Origin of the sequence: Campylobacter sp. JMF_14 EL1 (genome assembly GCF_027737585.1) — a bacterium.
Lineage (GTDB): Bacteria > Campylobacterota > Campylobacteria > Campylobacterales > Campylobacteraceae > Campylobacter_B.
The window spans coordinates 268,506-286,565 of sequence record NZ_JAOVTW010000001.1; the positions used below are offsets into that span (position 1 = coordinate 268,506).

Genomic DNA, 18,060 nt, shown 5'->3' on the forward strand with positions numbered 1-18,060 from the left:
ATGGATTTTTAGCTCGCAAATGTAATCTGCGGGCAAGGATTTTGCAAAAAATGCAACCTGTATATTACAAAATTTTGACTTAATCTTTGCTTTTTAGCCTAGTTTTTCTTTGATAAAATTCTTTGCAATTCCAAAAGTGAGGCGAGCAAATACTCATCTTTGATTAAATTTTTCTCGCTTTTTAGCGCAAATTCGAGTTTATTTAAATGGATAAAAATTTTGCGAAATAAATTTTCATTTAAACTTTGAGCGTATGTTTTTAGCTTGTTTGCGATATTTGGCGGCGGAGTGTATCCGAAAATCACCTTAAAATCGGAATTATTCGCGGTTTTTATCGAGATATGAAGCCTAAAAATTCTATGCAAAAATCTGTAAAATTGATTTATCAGCTCCATGTCGTTGTATCCGCCATTTTGCGCCAATCTATAAAAATCCTTGCGAAAATCGCTAAGGGTGAAAATTTTATCGAAAAGCTCCTCGTAGCTTATCTCGCTTAGCCCATAGACCATATCATTTACATTTTCCAAATTTAGCTCAATCCCCAAATTTGCGAATTTTTCAATCTCGGCTGCGCTTAAATTTAGGTTTTCGTTGTGGATTTGATAAATTCTATTTAGCGCGGCGCTGTTTGCGAAAATCCCCACCATTTCGCACTTTTGCACTAGCAACCCCATGGCTTCCTTCATACTGCTTGGGCGGAAAAACCTCACCTCATTTCCGCCAAACTCCCGCACAAAATCGCTACTTGCCGCACCCTCACTCTCGTTTAATTCATAGATTAAATGGTTGTTTTCGTCGTTTTTGCAATACTCAATCAAACGGCGAATTTCATCTTTTTTTATGCAAGAGTTTGTTTTTATATGAAGTGTGTTGCTCTCGCCAAAAAGCGATGGCTCCAAAAAGCTCTTTGCCACGCTAAATTCATACTCGCCAAAATACAAACTCATAAAATTTTCGGCCCCATAAATTTGCTTTAATCTCCAAGCATAAAGCTCGTTTTGAAAGTCATCTACGCCTCGAAGCAAGATAAAATTCGCCACATTTCCAGAAGCAATCCTAGCGTCAAAATCTCTTTTATACATTATATTTTTTTCACCACTCTTCCCATAATCACGCCACTTGCGATATTTGCGTCTGTGATTTCGACCAAAACTGGCGTTAAAATATCGGCGGTAAAATTTGTAATAAAAATTTTCGCACCCTTAAATTTATCATCGAGTTTGGCAGTTACGACATTTGCATTTTCGTCGATATAGCAGCGAAATTTAGCTCCCAAATTCTCTCTCGCCCAGCGCGCAAATTTACGATCCATAAAGTCAAATGCGACCTTATCAGCCTCTCTTTCTAGCTCATTTAGCCTCTCGCAAGTCGCGTCTATGTTTAAAAGCAGGTAATTATAAAATTTCTCATCGCCCCTACTTTGCGCCTTTAAAAGCCTGTGCAAAATCAGATCTGAATACCGCCTAATCGGACTTGTAAAATGAGTGTATGTATCAAAACCAAGCCCAAAATGGCCGCGTGAAATCGAGCCGTATTCGGCGCGTTTTTGCGCTTTGATTATGAGTTTATCCACCTCTTCTCGCATGCCAAGCGCGTCAGCTTGGGCTTGGATTTCGCCTATCATTTTTGCCAAATTTGGCTTATAAATCGCATCTATTCCAAACAGCGCCAAATCGTCTAATAAAGCGAAAATTTTCTTTAATTCAGCCGCACCGTGATTGCGGAAAACGCCCGTTTCTATGCGCTTGGCAGCGGCTTTGTTAGCTAGAAGCATACAATCTTCTATTAGCTTGTGCGAGGGCGTATCGCTCTCAAATCTAGTCGATTTCAAAAGCCCAGCTTCATCGATACTCATGCGAAGTTCTTTTGTGCGAAAGTCAAATCCGTGCTTTAATCTTTGCGCTCTAAGCCTTTCGCAAAGCTCATTTAGCGGAAGCAGCCAGTCTAGTATTTCGCTCTCGCAGCCACTTTTTGTGCGCAAAATCTCATCGACCTCATCGTAGTTAAAACGCCTTTTTGATTTGATTATGCCTGAAAACAGCTCCTCGCTAATCACGCTCAAATTTTCATCAAGGCAAATTTTAAAAACAAATGCTAATCGCGGTAAATTCGGCATTAGCGAGCAGATATTTTCGCTAAGCTCGCGTGGAAGCATTGGGACGGATTTGTGCGGGAAATATATCGAAAACCCTCTTACCTTCGCTTCCTTGTCAATCGGAGAATATTCGCTGACATACTCGCTCACATCGGCGATTGCGACATAGACTATGCGATTTTTTTTATCATAATAAATCGCGTCGTCAAAGTCCTTGGCGTCGATTGGATCAATCGTGCAAAAGCTCAAATTTTGCAAATCCACGCGATCTGGGTAGAGCGTAGGATCGACCGACGAGCCAAAGCTAAGGGCTTGTTCCTTGCAGGCTTCGTTAAATTCGTCGTTTTTGTTATAAATCGCAAGTGAAATTTTCTCATCGACCCACGGATCGTCTAAATTCCCTAAAACTTCGCAAATTTCATTGCTTAAATTATCAATTTTCAAAAGCGTGCCAGGTGGAAGCATTTTAAGCGATTTTTGCGTGGCTTTGAGCGGGTTTGCAAGAGAAGTTTTAACATTTACGCCCAAAATTTCGCGCCCGAAATTCTTCGTATAAACCACGCTTGATGAAAAGGCAGGTTTCACGCACATTAGCACTTTGGCGTGAATTCTAGCCTTTTTTGAGTTGATGATTTTTGCTAGGATTATGTCGCCTAAATGCACGCCATTTAGGTATTTGTTTTCGATTATCAAATCTTTTTTATATCTATCATCGTAGCTTTGCAAATACCCAGTCCCATCGCGCGCGATATCGAGCCTACCAAAAACATAGCTATTATTTAGATAAATTTTGCCTTTGTGAGAGCTCAATGCGCCTAAATTTAGCAAATTTCGCACTAGCTCTTTTTGGTCAGAATTTAGATTTTTTTCCACCACTCCAAGGCTAAGCGAACTTAAAAATTCCTTCATAATCCAGCCCTTATTTTAGCTTCGAAAAACGCCTCTTGCTCCAAGCCAAACTCCACTAGCAAATTTAGCGCATTATCGATACTGCGCTCATCGAAGCAGTGATAGATCCCCATTACGGTTTTGGCTACTTTTAGCATTTCGTATCGCCTCGCACTCTCAAATGGCGCTTCGTCGATTAAATCAGAAAAATATATGTCTTTGGCGATTTTTTCTAGCCCAAAATGCTTAAACAAAACCTCCCCCACGCTCTCTCTACTCATACTGGTAAATCGCATTTCCACATCGGTGAAATCCTGCGGGAAAAGGCAGTTTTTGATATGCAGATAAAACTCGCTGTTTTTATCGTGCTTAGCGATATACTCGCTGATAAAAACCCTACCAAAATCCATTAAAATCACGCTAGATAGGATATCGGGCGAAATCTCTGGGTAAAATTTAATCCACTCTTTTAAAAACAAATGTCTTTTTAGCGAAATTTCATTAAACCTAGCGCGATCTGTCTTATAACACTCGAAATTTAGCTCAAATTTACCCTTAAAAATACTAAACAAAAATAGCGCCCTAACCCCCTCTCGTCCGTAAAATTTAAAGGCGTTTGGAAGGGTTTTTTCCATGCTAATTTGCGCAAAAGTGCTAAATGCGTAGTCTAGTATCCTACTCTCAAATTCTGGGTTATTCATAATCTGAAAAATAATCTCATCATCGCTACTAGCATTGTCAAATGAGCTTAAAATTTTTAAAATTTTATCGTTAAATTTAGGCATTGAAGCGATTTTTTCGCTAATAAAGCTTTGCATATCTACATTTTCCGTTCATAAATTTTGCGTTTATAATATCACAAAAAAGCTACATAAAAGCATTTTTGCGCTAAAATCACGCAAAATTTTTTTTGAAAAGGATGGCTCATGGCAATTACCGTGTATTACGACAAAGACTGCGATTTAAATTTAATTCGCTCAAAAAAAGTGGCTATGATTGGCTTTGGATCACAAGGTCACGCTCACGCTGAAAATTTACGCGATAGTGGCGTAGAAGTAGTAGTCGGACTAAAAAAAGGTGGCGCAAGCTGGAAAAAGGCCGAGGACAAGGGTTTTAAAGTATTAAGCGTAGCTGATGCGACAAAAGTGGCAGATGTCATAATGATACTAACCCCAGATGAATTTCAGGCCGAAATTTACAAAAACGAAATCGAGCCAAATTTAAAAGACGGCGCAGCGATTGCGTTTGCTCACGGATTTAATATCCACTTTGGACAAATCAAAGCTCCTAAAAACATAGATGTAATTATGATAGCTCCAAAAGCCCCAGGACACACTGTGCGCAATGAATTTGTAAATGGTGGTGGAATCCCAGATCTAATCGCAGTAGAGCAAAATGCAAGTGGTAAGGCAAAAGAGATCGCTCTAAGCTATGCTAGCGCGATTGGTGGTGGCAGAAGCGGTATCATCGAAACAACTTTCAAAGATGAAACCGAAACCGATTTATTTGGCGAACAAGCAGTTTTGTGCGGCGGTCTATGCTCGCTCATAAATGCTGGTTTTGAGACCCTAGTAGAGGCTGGATACGCCCCAGAAATGGCGTATTTCGAGTGCTTACACGAAATGAAACTAATCGTAGATTTGATCTATCAAGGCGGTATGGCTGATATGAGATACTCTATCTCAAACACAGCTGAATTTGGCGATTATGTCAGCGGACCACGCGTCATCAACGAACAATCAAAAGCCGAAATGAAAAAAATCCTAAAAGAGATCCAAGACGGAACTTTTGCGAAAAACTTCATTTTAGAGCGCCAAGCTGGCTATGTCAAAATGAACGCAGAGCGCAATATGACCGCAAACGCGCTGATTACCAAGACAGGCGAAAGACTTCGTGGTATGATGCCATGGATCGCAAGCGGCAAAATCATCGACAAAGATAAAAACTAATCTTGGCTCAAAAACGCACCAAAGGGCGCAAAAACGCGCCCTTATTAAATTTCAATCCAAATTTCATAAAATACATTTTAATCGCAATTTTTTGCTTTACCTGCGCCGCTCTTTCGTATGCCGTGCTAAATAAATTTTTCAAAGACGAGCCAAAAATTGTGCTTAAACTCCCGCGCGATGAGAATAAAAGCGAAATTTCAAAACCCATAATTCAAAAAGATAAAAATTTGAGCGTGGCAAAACCTGCACCCCAAATTTCGCCTGAAATAAAAGAGCAAAATTTAACCCAAATTTCAAAAACAAAAGAGGAAATCATCGAGGAAGAATTAGCCAAAATCGCAGCCCAAAGCATAGGCGAAATCACGCCAAAATCGCAGGAAAAAACAGAGCCAAAAATTTCGACCCCTAGCAATAAACCAGCCAAAACCCTGCCAAAAGGCTCAAAACCAAAACTAGCTATCATAATGGACGATATCTCCACAAGCGCGCAAATAGCGCGTATCAAGGCTTTGCCGATAAAGGTTACGCCATCGATTTTCCCGCCGGCGAAAAATTACAAAAACACCCCGACTCTGGCTAAAAATTTGCAAAATTTCGCAATTCATTTGCCAATGGAGGCAGAGGTCTTCGCTCACGATGTAAAGGCGCTAAAAGTAGGCGATAGCTACAAAGAAATCGAAAATTTTCTAGCGCAAATCAGAGCTGATTTCCCGCACGCTAAATTTATCAACAACCACACAGGCTCGAAATTTACGGCAAATTCAGCCTCAATGCAAAATTTAATCAAAGCCATGCAAAAATACGATTTTTATTTCGTCGATTCTCGCACAAGCGCGCAGACCAAGGCACCCGACGAGCTTAAAAGGCAAAATTTGCGCTATGTTTATAGAGATGTTTTTATCGACAACACAGACGAGGTAAAGGCTGTGCGCCAAATGCTACAAAAAGCCGTGCAAATCGCGCAGAAAAGGGGCTTTGCCATAGCTATCGGCCACCCCAAAAAATCCACCTTCGCAGCCCTAGAAAATAGCGCAGATATTTTCAAGAGCGTCGAAGTCATCTATCTAGGCGAAATTTATGAATACTACAAATGAGCTAAATTTCAAAATCCCTGCCCTATCTCTCCTTGGCAAAACAGAGCCTAAAACCCTGTATTACAAGGGAAATTTAGAGCTTTTGGATATGCCAAAAATCGCAATCGTAGGCTCTCGCAAAATGAGCATTTACACCAAAAATTTAATCACAAAATTAGCCCAAAAACTCTCAAACGCTGGTATTTGCGTGGTCTCAGGGGCTGCGATTGGCTGCGATATCACGGCGCATGAGGGCGCATTTTCGCGCACGATTGCTGTTTTTGCAAACGGGCTAGATGAAATTTATCCCAAACAAAACGAGGATATGATACGCAAAATTTACAAGGGCGCCCTTGCATTAAGCGAATACGAAGACGGCACACCTGCGCGAAATTTTCAGTTTTTAGAGCGCAACCGCATAGTTGTAGCCCTCTGCCAGGCCCTAATAGTAGCCCAAGCCGAGCCAAAATCAGGCTCGCTTCAAAGCGCGCGCATTGCAAGAGAGCTTGGGATTCCTGTCTTTGTCCTGCCGCACAGAATCGACGAGAGTATCGGTACCAACGAGCTTTTAAGCAAAAAAGACGCCACGCTAATTAGCGATTTGGATAAATTTGTGGCTAAATTTAGCGGAAAAGAAAAACCCAAAAATCTCTTTTCGCACAGCGACGAAATTTTGGATTTTGTCGCGCTAAATTCGAGCTTAGATGAAGCATTGATGAAATTTGGCGAGCGCATTTACGAATACGAATTAGAGGGAAAAATCATAATAGAAGCGACGAAAATTTCGCTTGCGTAACCCAAAAAAAGGATTAAATTTGATAGTAGCTTTCGATGTGGGACTTAAACGAATCGGCGTAGCAATCAGCCCAAATGGCGCACTAGCTCTTCCTAGCGAGCCTATTTTGCGCAAAAACCGCAACCAAGCCGCCAGGGAAGCTAGCGAGTTTTTACGCGAAAGGGGAGCGCAAAAGCTCGTCGTTGGCCTTCCCAAAGGCGGTGCTAGCGAAGAAGAAATGGAGCGTCGCATAAAGCATTTTGTCTCGCTTTTAGAATTTAATGGCGAAATTTGCTACCAAGACGAGAGCTTTTCTAGTGTCGAGGCGAAGGAATTCGCGCTAAAAAGCACGAAAAAAGGCGGTATAAATGAGAAATTTGATAGCGTCGCAGCGATGATAATTTTAGAGCGATTTTTGGCGAAAAATGGCTAAATTTAGGTAAAATACCAAAATTTTCAAAAGGCAAAAAATGAGAAAAAATCTACTAAAAAACACCAAACGAATCGTCATCAAAGTAGGCACCAGCACGCTAACTCACAGTGACGGCTCGCTAAATGAGGGCTTTATCAAATCGCTCGTGGCTCAAATTTGCGAACTCAAAAAACAAGGTTTTGGGGTCGTGCTAGTAACCTCTGGCGCGGTCGGGGCTGGTATGGGCATACTAAAAATCGAGCAAAAACCAAAAGAGCTAAGCGCCAAACAAGCCCTAGCAGCCGTGGGACAGGTCGCTTTAATGCACCTGTATGAGAGGCTTTTTTGGGCGCATGATGAGATTATCGCGCAACTTTTGCTGACGCGCATTGATTTTAGCGACCGTGCGCGCTATCTAAGTGCGCGAAATGTCGCTACCGCCCTGCTTTCGCAAGGCATTATCCCTATCATCAACGAAAACGATCCAGTCAGTGGCGATGAGCTTAAAATCGGCGATAACGACACAATGAGCGCGCTAGTAACCGGGCTAATCGACGCTGATTTGCTCGTGCTTTTAAGCGATATCGACGGGCTTTATGATAAAAACCCTAGCACGAACCCTGACGCAAAACTGATAAAAATCGTAAATTTTATCGACGAAAACACCCTTAAAATGGCAGGCGATGTGGGGTCGAAATTTGGCACTGGTGGCATGGCAACGAAGCTTGGTGCTGCTAAAATGGCCAATAAAATCGGCGCAAATATGATAATCGCAAATGGAAAAGAGAGCAAAATTTTAGCCAAAATCATCGCTGGCGAGGAGGTTGGAACGATTTTTTGCAAAGAGGAAAAATCCATTAGCGCGAAAAAATACTGGCTAGCTTATGGTGCCAATGTGCGTGGCGCAATCAGCCTTGATGAGGGCGCATGCAAAGCCATAAAAAACGGCAAAAGCGTGCTAGGTGTGGGAATTGTGGGCGTGAGTGGCGAGTTTGAGCGGGGCGATGTCATCGAAATACTGGGCGCGGATTCACAACGCATCGCGCGCGGTATCGCAAACTACTGCGCCTCTGAAATTTCGCTGATTATGGGGAAAAAATCGAGCGAATATGAGAAAATTTTACCTAGCGTGAGCGATGATTATATCGTGCATGCAAACAATATTGTCTTAGGATAGATTATGGAAATTTTAGAATTAGCAAAACGCGCAAAACGCGCAAGCAACGAGGTCGCAAAGCTAAGTAGCAAGCAAAAAAATCAAATTTTGCTTGGCGTGGCTGATGAGCTAATCGCTCAAAAAGAGTTTATCAAAGAGCAAAACCAAATCGACATAAAAAACGCGCGCGAGGCAGGTATTTCCGAGGCTCTCATTGATAGACTCACGCTAAATGATAGCAGGATTAGCGCAATGAGCGTGGCTTTAAAAGAGTTAGCCAATTTTCCTGATCCAATCGGGCAGATCGTGGGAGGCTGGCGACACCAAAACGGCATGAGTATCGCCAAAGTGCGCGTGCCTCTTGGCGTAATCGCTATGATTTATGAAAGCAGACCAAATGTCAGCATAGACGCCGCCGCACTCGCGCTAAAAGCGGGCAATGCGATAATCTTGCGAGGCTCAGCTAGCGCTCTTGCCTCAAACATCTGCCTAAGCGAAATTTTTTGCCGTGTGGGAGAGAAAATTGGCATGCCTAGCGGCGCAGTATCACTCATAAAATCCAAAGAGCGCGAAGATGTGCTAAAACTAATCCAGCTAAAAGAGTGGATCGATGTGCTAATCCCTCGTGGTGGCAAAAATCTCAAAGACTTCATCACGCAAAACGCGCAAATCCCAGTCATCATCACAGGGGCTGGCGTCTGCCATACATTCGTCGATGAGAGCGCAAATTTAAGCAAGGCAGTAGAGATTATCAAAAATGCAAAAACCCAACGCCCAAGTGTCTGCAACGCCCTAGAATGCTTAGTTTTGCACGAAAATATCGCAAAGCAAATTTTACCGATTTTATTAAAGGAAATGAACGAAGTAGAATTTCGCCTAGATGAGAAAATTTACGCGAAATTTACAAATTTCGCAAACACCAAAAAAGCGGATTCTAGCGACTTTGGCACGGAGTTTTTATCGCTAATAATGGCTGTTAAAATCGTAAAAAACACCGCCGAAGCGATTGAGTTTATCAACGAAAATTCCAGTGCGCACTCAGAAGCGATTTTAAGCCAAAATTCCGCCAATATCGAAAAATTTCTAAACGAAATCAATAGCGCAGTCGTCTATGCAAACGCTTCGACCAGATTTAGCGACGGGGGCGAGTTTGGATTCGGTGGTGAGATCGGCATAAGCACACAAAAGCTTCACGCGCGCGGTCCAATGGGCGTGGAGGCACTCACTACCACGAAATACATCGTGCGTGGCGAGGGACAAATCAGATAAGGAAAATGCGATGAAAATAGGATTTATAGGCGCAGGAAATATGGGCGCAGCGATGATAGAGGCGCTCATGGGAGCGAAATTTGAAAAGGATAAAATTTGCGTTTATGGCAGGGAAAAAGGCGAGAAGCTCTGCGCAAAACTAGGCATAAAATCCGCTAAAAACGAGGCGCAGCTCGCGCATTTTGCCGATATTATTATTTTGGCAATCAAACCTGCCGTTTATGAGAGCGTCCTAGAAAAAATAAAATATAATTTGGAAAATAAAATTTTAATCTCGCTTGCGCCAAATTTCAGCGTCTCGCGCATTGGCGAGCTTTGCGGGGCGCAAAAAATCGTTCGCGCCATGCCAAATACTCCTGCTAAAATTTCGCTTGGAAATACTGCGCTGTGTTTTAGCGGAGTTAGCGAAGAGGGAAAAGCCAAAATCAGGGAAATTTTTAGCGCATTTGGGCAGACTTACGAGATTGATGAGAGCAAATTTGCGATTTTCACAGCCATTAGCGGAAGCTTGCCAGCGATGATTTTTAACCTAATCGAAGCCGCTAGTGACGGGGCTGTGCGCGGTGGGATAGCGCGCGAAATGGCGCACGATATCATCGCTAATGCCGTGCTTGGCTCAGCTAGCCTATGCGCTCGCACCAAAGCCCACCCACGCGCACTCAAAGACGAGGTCTGCTCGCCGGGAGGCACCACCATAGAAATGGTCGCAACACTCGAAAAAATGGGCTTTGCCACCGCTATCATCGAAGCGATAAAAGCTTGCGAAGAAAAGGCAAAAAGCTAAATTTGGCCAAAATTTTGCGATAAATTTTACATAAATTCAACAAATTTAAAAAAGCCAAATTCTTTAAATTTAAGAATTTGGCTAAAATTTTTAAAATTTAGGGTTAGAATTTAAATGTCAAACCTAAATTTCCACTATACCCTTTTTCGCGACCAGTATAACCCTTTGCCCCAACTTCAAATTTCAATGCACCATCTTCATATACATAGCCAATTTCGCCAATTCCTGTTGAGCCTTTTAGTTTAGGACTTGCTATATCTGCGCTCACGCCAAGCGAAGATAGGCTTACGCTTCCGTTTGCCACGCCGTCAAATTCATGCTGATATGTCGCACCAAAATACATTTTATTGGCTTCATTAAATTTAATATAGTCTTTAAATCCGATTTGCGCTCTTTTTGAAGTTATGCTATCAAATTCTACATTTACGCCCTTTATTTGGGTGCCTGCGCTTTGTGTATATGAATAAATTCCACGAGCGAAAATATCTAACTCATTTGAGCCTGTTAGTTCAAACACCTTTCCAAGCCCCAAATGTGCACCATAATATGTAGAACTTATGTCAAATTCATCATACAAGCTCTTTTCATAATCAGTTGTTACACTACCGACGCGTCCGCTGATTTCGAAATAATAATTGCTTATATTTTTAAATTTAGCAAATACGCCACCACCGATAAATTCAGTATCGCCCTCACCTTTTGTGCCATTATCAAGGTAACTTTCGTATTTTCCTTTGCCATATTCGATAAATACTCCTGTTGTTAAGGTGCCAGAATTATAATAATCATTTGCCGCAACGCCTACATTTACATTAAAACCTGTCAAATCTATATGTGAGCCTGTTTTTAATCTTTTATCAAGCCCAGCTCCAAGTGCAAAAGCAAAATAATTCGAATTTGCATCTTGTGGGATAATTTTTTCTAAATTTGATAGAAGCAAATTTGCACCTTCATTTACCATTGAAATATGAGCTAAATTTGTCTCTAACAAAGATTTTGCATTTTCATCTGCTTTCGGAGTTGGAGTTGGTGTAGGTTTTTCTTGACCACCCGTAAAAGTCAAATCCAAAGTTGTTTCATCATTAGAAATACCTATATCGCCCTGAACATGGATCAAATTTCCAATATTTACATCTACTGACGGCTCTACATTATACTGACCACTAGCACCTGTTGTATCTTGAACCACTATTTTACCATACTTACTTTTCATCAAATGCACAACGCTATCCATGCTCAAATTTGGAGTATCGCCTTCTAAAAATGCTCTTATTGTCATATCATGTAGATTTATAAGGCGTTGTCCAGGAAAATATAAAGCTACATCATTAGGTTTAACAGAAGTCGGCAAATAAAATTCTACTTCTTTAAAATTTTCTATACCGTCTGCTTCTAGCGTATTCATCGGCGCAGGGTTAGCTAGGCTTTCGCCGATTTTTAAGATATTGCCACTTAGCATATCGCCACTACCCATTCCAGTACCTACTGCCGTGCTTGTATCATATACAATGCCGCCATAAATGATACCATGAACCTTTCCACCACTAAATATTACGGTATTGTTTATGGCTTCACCATAATCAGAAAAGCCACCATAAAGGTTACCTGATATAGTCCCACTTTTCATATATACCGTGTTGCCATTTGCACTCAAAGCCTGTATGCCATAACTTCCATAAATATCGCCAGTATAAGTATTTGCATCGCCTAGCTCAATATTTACGGTGTTACCATTGCCTCGTGGTGAATAATATTCATACGGATTATAAGTTTGATTATTTATATTTCCACTCGCATCTGAAATCACAGCTTCGCTACCACTCCAAGTAATAGTAAATGTATCGTTATCGCCAAGTGCTAAATTTGGCACCACAACCATAATCGTAGCTGCCGCTACAACGCTAAATTTGATTGAATTTTTCATATCTCCTCCTGTTTCAAAAAAAATAACTTGTTTAAATTTCGTTAATTATACAATAACGGGGGGGGGTAGTCAATGATTTTTTAAATTTTATAGTAAAATCTAATTAGAATTTGACAAAATTTTAAATTACATAATTTTACAAGAACTAAAAACACAAATTTATATTTTTAAAAAATTTACTAAATCCTAATTTGTAAGACAAAAAACTAAAAAATACTTTAAATTTGGCATAGGCATTTACCACGCCCATGCCATAGACGATTGCAACAATACAAAAGAAAAGAAAATAAACTAGCTTGTCATAAAAATACTCTATCCGCACGATTTCTTCCACGCCAGATACGATGAGTGCGCTCATAAATGCGACGAAAAGTAGCGAAAATACCACGCCACAAAATCGCTTTATCAAGTTCCAATTTCCCCAATAAGCCGTGGTCGAATAGCTAGTAACACTAAGCGCGCTATAAGTGCCCTCCTGCCAGCCTCTGGTGTAAATCACATCGATCAAATCGCCATTTTTCGCCCACCATTTGGCGAAAATCGAGCTAAACCTAAGCCCCCCTACATGAAAAATCACGACAAAAAAATTCTCCCTCACCTCGCAGGCACGCACATCGCTGATGATTCCGCTGATTTTGCGCGCATCTGGCGGGAGTGGTTTTTTGATTTTATAAAGTAGAGTTTTGATAGGATTTTTCATTTTGAAATGAAATTTTGCCGAAAATTCGGCAAAATTTACATGCGCTCTTTCGCACTTAGCCCCATTAAGCCAAACGCCGTGCGAATACTAAGCGCGACAAGGGCAAAAAGTTTGAGTTTGGCATTTTCGTTTTCGCTGCCAACCACGCGGTTTTCGTTGTAGTATTTATGAAAATCTGCGGCTAAAATTTTAAGGAAATCAGGGATTTTTTGCAGTCCCCTGCTAGTAAAGGCTTCGTTTAAAACCTCATTAAGCGTCATCGCCTCAAAAGCCAAATTTAGCCCAGCTTCGTCAAGTGTGCTAAAATCTGCGCCCAAAACCTCGCTATCGCTCATATTTTTGCCAGCTTTGCCAAAAATTTGATAAATTCTAGCGTGAGCATAATTGATATAAAATATCGGGTTCGAGCTGTCTTCCTTGCCAAGCTCGTCAATGTCGAATTCTAGCGGTGTTTCGCCCTTTTTGCTAATAAACATAAAGCGCAAATTATCCTTGCCAATCGCGCTTAGCACATCGCTCATTAGCACGCTGGTGCCTGATCGTTTGCTCATTTTAAACGCTTCGCCGTTTTTTAGCAAATTTACCATTTGCATAAGCACGATTTCTAAGGCATTTTCATCGTATCCTAGGAAGTGGATTGCTGCCTTTAAGCGCGCGATATAGCCGTGGTGATCTGCGCCCCAGACATTGACATATCGCTTAAATCCGCGTTCAAATTTGTTATTATGATATACAATATCACCCGCTAGATATGTCGGACGGCCATCCTCGCGGATGACGACACGGTCTTTTTCGTCGCCCACGGCACTGGACTTAATCCAAACCTTGCCGCCTTCTTTATACATTTCGCCACTTTTTTCAAGCTTGGCAATCGTCGCGTCAAGCTCGCCATAAAGGCTCTTTTCGCTAGCCCAGTTTTGTATAGTAATTCCACAATCAGCCAAATCTTTTTTGATGATTTTCAAAACCTCGTCTTTGGCAAATTCGGCGAGTTCTAAAACTCTGCTCTCATCATAAAAAATCTCTTTGCCAAATTTCTCTACGCTTAAATTTACCAGCTCATCGATATACTCGCCGCGATAGTATTTCTCAGGATACTCGACACTCAGCCCGAAAATTTCCTTCGCGCGTAGTATCATTGAAATACCAAGCAATTCGATTTGATTGCCGGCGTCGTTTATATAATACTCTGTGCAAACCTCGCTGCCTAGGTAGTTTCCTACCTTAGCAAAGGTATCGCCATATACTGCGCCCCTGACATGGCCTATGTGAAGCGGGCCGGTTGGGTTCGCACTGATGTATTCAAGCAGGATTTTTTCGCCTTTATGCTCTGCGCTATTTTTCGCAAAATTTTCGCCCAAATTTAGCGCATTTTGGGCTAAATTTCCAAGCACGCTAGGTTTTATATGAAAATTCAAATACCCATTTATCGCACTTGCTGATAAAATTTCGTTATCGCTAAATTTAGCCGCTAGCTCCTGGGCGATGATTTTAGGGGCTTTTCTAAGCTCTTTTGCGAGCGAAAAAGCCACAGGCGAAGCATAGTGAGCTAGGGTTTTGTCTTTTGGTTTTTCAATGATTACCTCGCGCCCTAGGACGCGAGAGATTTCGTTTATAGCTAAATTTTTCAAAAACTAAGCCTTTTGAGATTCGTCAGCTTTGGTAGTTTCGCTCTCTTTTTTCACACTCTCTTCAAGCTTTGGGTCGTCTTCCATCTCTTTTTTAAACGACTTGATACCCTTGCCTACGCCCTTTGCAAGCTCAGGGATTTTTTTCGCTCCGAAAAGCAACACTATAATAGCCAAAATAATTAGCAATTGTTGAACGCTAACGCCCATTGTCTCTCCTTATTTCCAAGATTTCATAACCGCTGAAATATCGCATCTAGCGGTTTCTAATCTGATTGTTTTGTAGATTGATTTAAAATTTAAATACGCGCTTTCTAACTCGTCGTTGATTACGAAATAATCGTATTGCGCGAGATATTTTATCTCGTCTTTTGCATTTTGCAAACGCGTAGCGATATCGCCAGAGGCTGTATCTGCCCGTGCTAGCAGACGCTTTTCTAGCTCTGCTGGGCTCGGAGTGGTTACGAAAACCGTAGTAAGCTCGTTTTTGCTTATTTTTTGGCGAACGATTTCGAAACCTTGCACATCGATATCAAAAATCACGATTTTACCCAAATTTAGCGCCTCTCGCACGGCTTTTAACGATGTGCCATAGTAGTTGCCATGCACGAGCGCCCACTCTAAAAATTCGTCATTTTCTATGCCGGCTTTAAATTCGTCTTTGCTGATGAAATGGTAATTCACGCCGTCTTTTTCGCCATCTCGCATATCTCTTGTAGTAGAACTGATAGAAAAATATATCTCATCTGTGCCAAACTCAGCGATAAGCCTCTTTATAAGGGTGCTCTTACCGCTGCCGCTTGGACCTGAAACTAGTAAAATTTTACCTAGCAATTATTTATCCTCAAATGAGATATTGATATTGATTCTAAGGTCTTTAAGTGCTTCTTGTATGTTTTCCTCGCCAGAGAATTGCTCCAACACACTAGCGATATTTGCCTCTAAATCGTAGCGCAACTGCTCTTTTAGCTCATCAACGCTCAAAAATCTGCGCTCTTGCTCTAAAATTCGATTAACCTCATCGTGAGTTTTTGGTGCGACATGCGCAGGAACCTCGCTTTGAGCGGTCGGCTCGACACTGACATCGACAGCTGGTTTGATATCAGGTAGCTCTACGCCACTTGCGACTTGCGGTAAATCCAAATCATCAAAATTTGGTTTTTCATCTTTTTTCTCATCTTGCGCTGCCGCTTTAACAGGCTCGGAAGCGACTTTTTTATCTTTTTCAAGGGCTAAAATATTATCAAAAAGCAAATCATCATCGCCAGTTTCCTCATCGTCCTCATCTAGGGTCTCATCTTGTGAAATTTGGGCTTCTGGCTCAGCCTTTGCCTCGTCCTCGCCGTGCTCTACACTCTCAAATGCTGGCTCTAACGAAACATTTGCCAAAGGAATTTCTTTGTCGCTAGCTAGCGCGATTGGGGCTTCACTCTCTTTTTTGCCCTCTGCTTTATCCTCTGGCTCATCATCACTAGAATTATCAAACATCGAAGAAAACATCGAACCAAAATCACTATCAGATGAATCTTCGCTCTGCTCTTTTAGCTCTTCTTTGGCTTCTACTTTTGCTTCTTCTTTTTGCTCATCTTGCGCCTCTTCTGGCTCGTTATTTTGCGCAATCTCGCTAAGTGGCATATCGTCTGAAATTTGATCCATAACAGCACTTAGCGGCATGTCATCATCGATATCATCTAGCGAAATTTCATCTGCTAATGCGCTTAAAGGTTTATCATCGTCAAGATCATCAAGCGAAATTTCACTTAACGGCGTATCATCATCGATATTTTCGGCCAATGCAGATAGCGGAACATCGTCATTTACATTATCTAGCATAGCAGAAAGTGGTGTGTCATCATCGATATTTTCAGCTAATGCAGATAGCGGAACATCATCGTCAGAGTTATAAAAATCATCTAAAAGGCTTTCGAAATTTTGCGTGCTAGTCTCATTTTGGCTAGCTTCGCCGCTTTCAGAAGCCACCTCGCTAGCTGGCTCTACGCTAGCTTCTGCGGTAGTTTCGGCCTCGTTTGCAGGCTCGCTAACACTATCATCGCTTGGTTTAGTTTCTGGCTCGCTAGGAGCAAGTTCTAAAACCAAATCATCTAAATTATCGGGAATTTCGATATTAAAAGGCTCATTTTTTGCAGGTTCAGATTTTACTTCGTTTTGCGTCTCATCGCTAGCTTCTGCGCTAGTAGCAAGAGAGATTGTATCGCCAGCATCGATATTTAGGCCTGGTTTTGGTTTTGGCGCAGGGTTTTCAGCTTTTGTTTCCTCGTCTGCGCTATCATTGATTGGCGCTAGGCCGATTCCCATATCAGCGCTCTTGTCGCCCTTTTCATCGATTGAGTCTATCTCTTTCATCATCGAGCTTACATCGGCGAATTCTTGTGCCATTTTTGATTTTATCTCAGGATTTGGTTTTGCCGATGAAAATCCGCTAATAAATTTAATCAATTCAGCAGGCGCAAATGGCTTAGTCAGCGTGTGTGTTGCACCCACGATAATATCGTCTTTGGAGATCAAAAACAGGGTTTTATCGACATCAAAATGAGAAATGCTATCCTCTTCGCTATAATCTTTTATTACCAAATCATAATCTTGTTCGTCCATGCTATATTGCGCTAAATCAGAGTGTGTGCGTTCGCAACAAATATTAACTACTTTTGCAACTTGTTCATTTGTGCTATCAAGTAAAATTTTCATTTTTAGCCTTTTTGAAAAAAAATTTCCCTATTTTAGGATAATTTTGGTTAGTGATTGCTTATATTTTAGCTAAATTTTGATTATTTAGGCGATAAATTGACGAACATTTGCCAGCTAAGCTTTCATCGTGAGTTACAAGCACGAGTGCGCCGTCATTTTTGGCGATATAATCAAATATCACCTCCATGACCTCATTAGCGGTGTTTTTGTCCAAATTTCCAGTTGGTTCATCGGCAAAAATAATGCGTGGGCGTTTGTTTAGCACCCTAGCGATACTGACGCGTTGCTGCTGACCACCGCTAAGCTCACCGATATTTTGGGATAGTGTCCCTGTAATTTTTAGTTTTTCTAAAATTTCATAATCAATTTTGTTGTTTGTAAGCTTGGCTGCAAGTTCGATATTTTCTTTGACAGAAAAGCCCTTAAAAAGGTAGTGTGATTGAAAAATTATGCCAAAATCATGCCTACGAATTTTAAGCCTTTCATCGGCACTTAGCGAGTATAAATTTGTGTCATTGTAAAAAACTTCGCCCGAATTTGGCTTTAAAAGTGTGCATAAAATGTGCAAAAGTGTGGATTTACCGCAACCGCTCACGCCCAAAATGGCGCTAGTAGAATTTGAATTTATTGTGATATTTATATCGTTAAAGAGCGTATAATCATACGCATGAGTAAGATTAACGCCCTTTAAAAGTGTCATT

17 protein-coding genes are annotated in these 18,060 nt (G+C 41.3%); 7 read left to right on the forward strand and 10 right to left on the reverse strand.

Annotated elements, in window-relative coordinates:
• Nucleotides 1-98: 98 nt before the first annotated feature.
• The 3 genes from OFN73_RS01335 to OFN73_RS01345 are packed head-to-tail and all read right to left on the reverse strand — an operon-like array spanning nt 99 to nt 3,801.
• Nucleotides 99-1,082 (reverse strand): hypothetical protein, encoded by a 984-nt coding sequence (locus OFN73_RS01335; protein WP_270861897.1) that lies wholly within the window; start codon nt 1,080-1,082, stop codon nt 99-101.
• Entirely contained in the window at nt 1,082-3,004 is a 1,923-nt protein-coding gene (locus OFN73_RS01340) for an RNB domain-containing ribonuclease (RefSeq protein WP_270861898.1), read from the reverse strand. The genes OFN73_RS01335 and OFN73_RS01340 overlap by 1 nt, the downstream gene beginning before the upstream one ends.
• Complete coding sequence (locus OFN73_RS01345) at nt 3,001-3,801, reverse strand: hypothetical protein (RefSeq protein ID WP_270861899.1); 801 nt, start codon at nt 3,799-3,801, stop codon at nt 3,001-3,003. The genes OFN73_RS01340 and OFN73_RS01345 overlap by 4 nt, the downstream gene beginning before the upstream one ends.
• 108 nt (nt 3,802-3,909) lie before the next feature.
• Here OFN73_RS01345 and ilvC point away from each other — a divergent pair, with 108 nt between their 5' ends.
• Genes ilvC through proC form a run of 7 tightly spaced genes read left to right on the forward strand, consistent with a single transcriptional unit; the run spans nt 3,910 to nt 10,401 of the window.
• Nucleotides 3,910-4,932, forward strand: coding sequence for a ketol-acid reductoisomerase (gene ilvC, locus OFN73_RS01350; RefSeq protein ID WP_270861900.1), 1,023 nt, complete (start codon nt 3,910-3,912; stop codon nt 4,930-4,932).
• 2 nt (nt 4,933-4,934) lie between these two features.
• Nucleotides 4,935-6,026, forward strand: a complete 1,092-nt coding sequence (locus OFN73_RS01355) for a divergent polysaccharide deacetylase family protein (RefSeq protein WP_270861901.1) — start codon at nt 4,935-4,937, stop codon at nt 6,024-6,026.
• Nucleotides 6,010-6,801, forward strand: a complete 792-nt coding sequence (locus OFN73_RS01360; protein WP_270861902.1) for a DNA-processing protein DprA — start codon at nt 6,010-6,012, stop codon at nt 6,799-6,801. The genes OFN73_RS01355 and OFN73_RS01360 overlap by 17 nt, the downstream gene beginning before the upstream one ends.
• 19 nt (nt 6,802-6,820) lie before the next feature.
• A complete protein-coding gene (gene ruvX / locus OFN73_RS01365; protein WP_270861903.1) occupies nt 6,821-7,213 on the forward strand; it encodes a Holliday junction resolvase RuvX in 393 nt (130 codons plus the stop codon).
• 37 nt (nt 7,214-7,250) lie between these two features.
• On the forward strand, nt 7,251-8,369 hold the full coding sequence (gene proB / locus OFN73_RS01370; RefSeq protein WP_270861904.1) for a glutamate 5-kinase: 1,119 nt from the start codon (nt 7,251-7,253) through the stop codon (nt 8,367-8,369).
• Nucleotides 8,370-9,617: a glutamate-5-semialdehyde dehydrogenase gene (locus OFN73_RS01375; protein ID WP_270862230.1), complete on the forward strand. Its 1,248-nt coding sequence runs from the start codon at nt 8,370-8,372 to the stop codon at nt 9,615-9,617.
• Nucleotides 9,618-9,627: 10 nt separating this feature from the next.
• Entirely contained in the window at nt 9,628-10,401 is a 774-nt protein-coding gene (proC, locus tag OFN73_RS01380) for a pyrroline-5-carboxylate reductase (RefSeq protein WP_270861905.1), read from the forward strand.
• 103 nt (nt 10,402-10,504) lie between these two features.
• Here proC and OFN73_RS01385 read toward each other — a convergent pair whose 3' ends face one another.
• The 7 genes from OFN73_RS01385 to OFN73_RS01415 all read right to left on the reverse strand — a co-directional run bounded on the left by OFN73_RS01385 (nt 10,505) and on the right by OFN73_RS01415 (nt 18,059).
• Nucleotides 10,505-12,325 (reverse strand): autotransporter outer membrane beta-barrel domain-containing protein, encoded by a 1,821-nt coding sequence (locus tag OFN73_RS01385; RefSeq protein WP_270861906.1) that lies wholly within the window; start codon nt 12,323-12,325, stop codon nt 10,505-10,507.
• Between the two features lie 145 nt (nt 12,326-12,470).
• Nucleotides 12,471-13,025 (reverse strand): hypothetical protein, encoded by a 555-nt coding sequence (locus tag OFN73_RS01390; RefSeq protein ID WP_270861907.1) that lies wholly within the window; start codon nt 13,023-13,025, stop codon nt 12,471-12,473.
• A gap of 35 nt (nt 13,026-13,060) precedes the next feature.
• Nucleotides 13,061-14,656 carry an arginine--tRNA ligase gene (gene argS / locus OFN73_RS01395; RefSeq protein ID WP_270861908.1) on the reverse strand — a complete coding sequence of 532 codons (1,596 nt, stop codon included), beginning with the start codon at nt 14,654-14,656 and terminating at the stop codon, nt 13,061-13,063.
• 3 nt (nt 14,657-14,659) lie between these two features.
• Nucleotides 14,660-14,863: a twin-arginine translocase TatA/TatE family subunit gene (locus OFN73_RS01400; RefSeq protein ID WP_270859118.1), complete on the reverse strand. Its 204-nt coding sequence runs from the start codon at nt 14,861-14,863 to the stop codon at nt 14,660-14,662.
• A 9-nt stretch (nt 14,864-14,872) separates the two neighbouring features.
• Nucleotides 14,873-15,487 carry a guanylate kinase gene (gene gmk, locus OFN73_RS01405; RefSeq protein ID WP_270861909.1) on the reverse strand — a complete coding sequence of 205 codons (615 nt, stop codon included), beginning with the start codon at nt 15,485-15,487 and terminating at the stop codon, nt 14,873-14,875.
• A complete protein-coding gene (locus OFN73_RS01410; protein ID WP_270861910.1) occupies nt 15,488-17,359 on the reverse strand; it encodes a hypothetical protein in 1,872 nt (623 codons plus the stop codon).
• A gap of 58 nt (nt 17,360-17,417) precedes the next feature.
• Nucleotides 17,418-18,059 carry an ABC transporter ATP-binding protein gene (locus OFN73_RS01415; protein WP_270861911.1) on the reverse strand — a complete coding sequence of 214 codons (642 nt, stop codon included), beginning with the start codon at nt 18,057-18,059 and terminating at the stop codon, nt 17,418-17,420.
• Nucleotide 18,060: the final 1 nt, after the last annotated feature.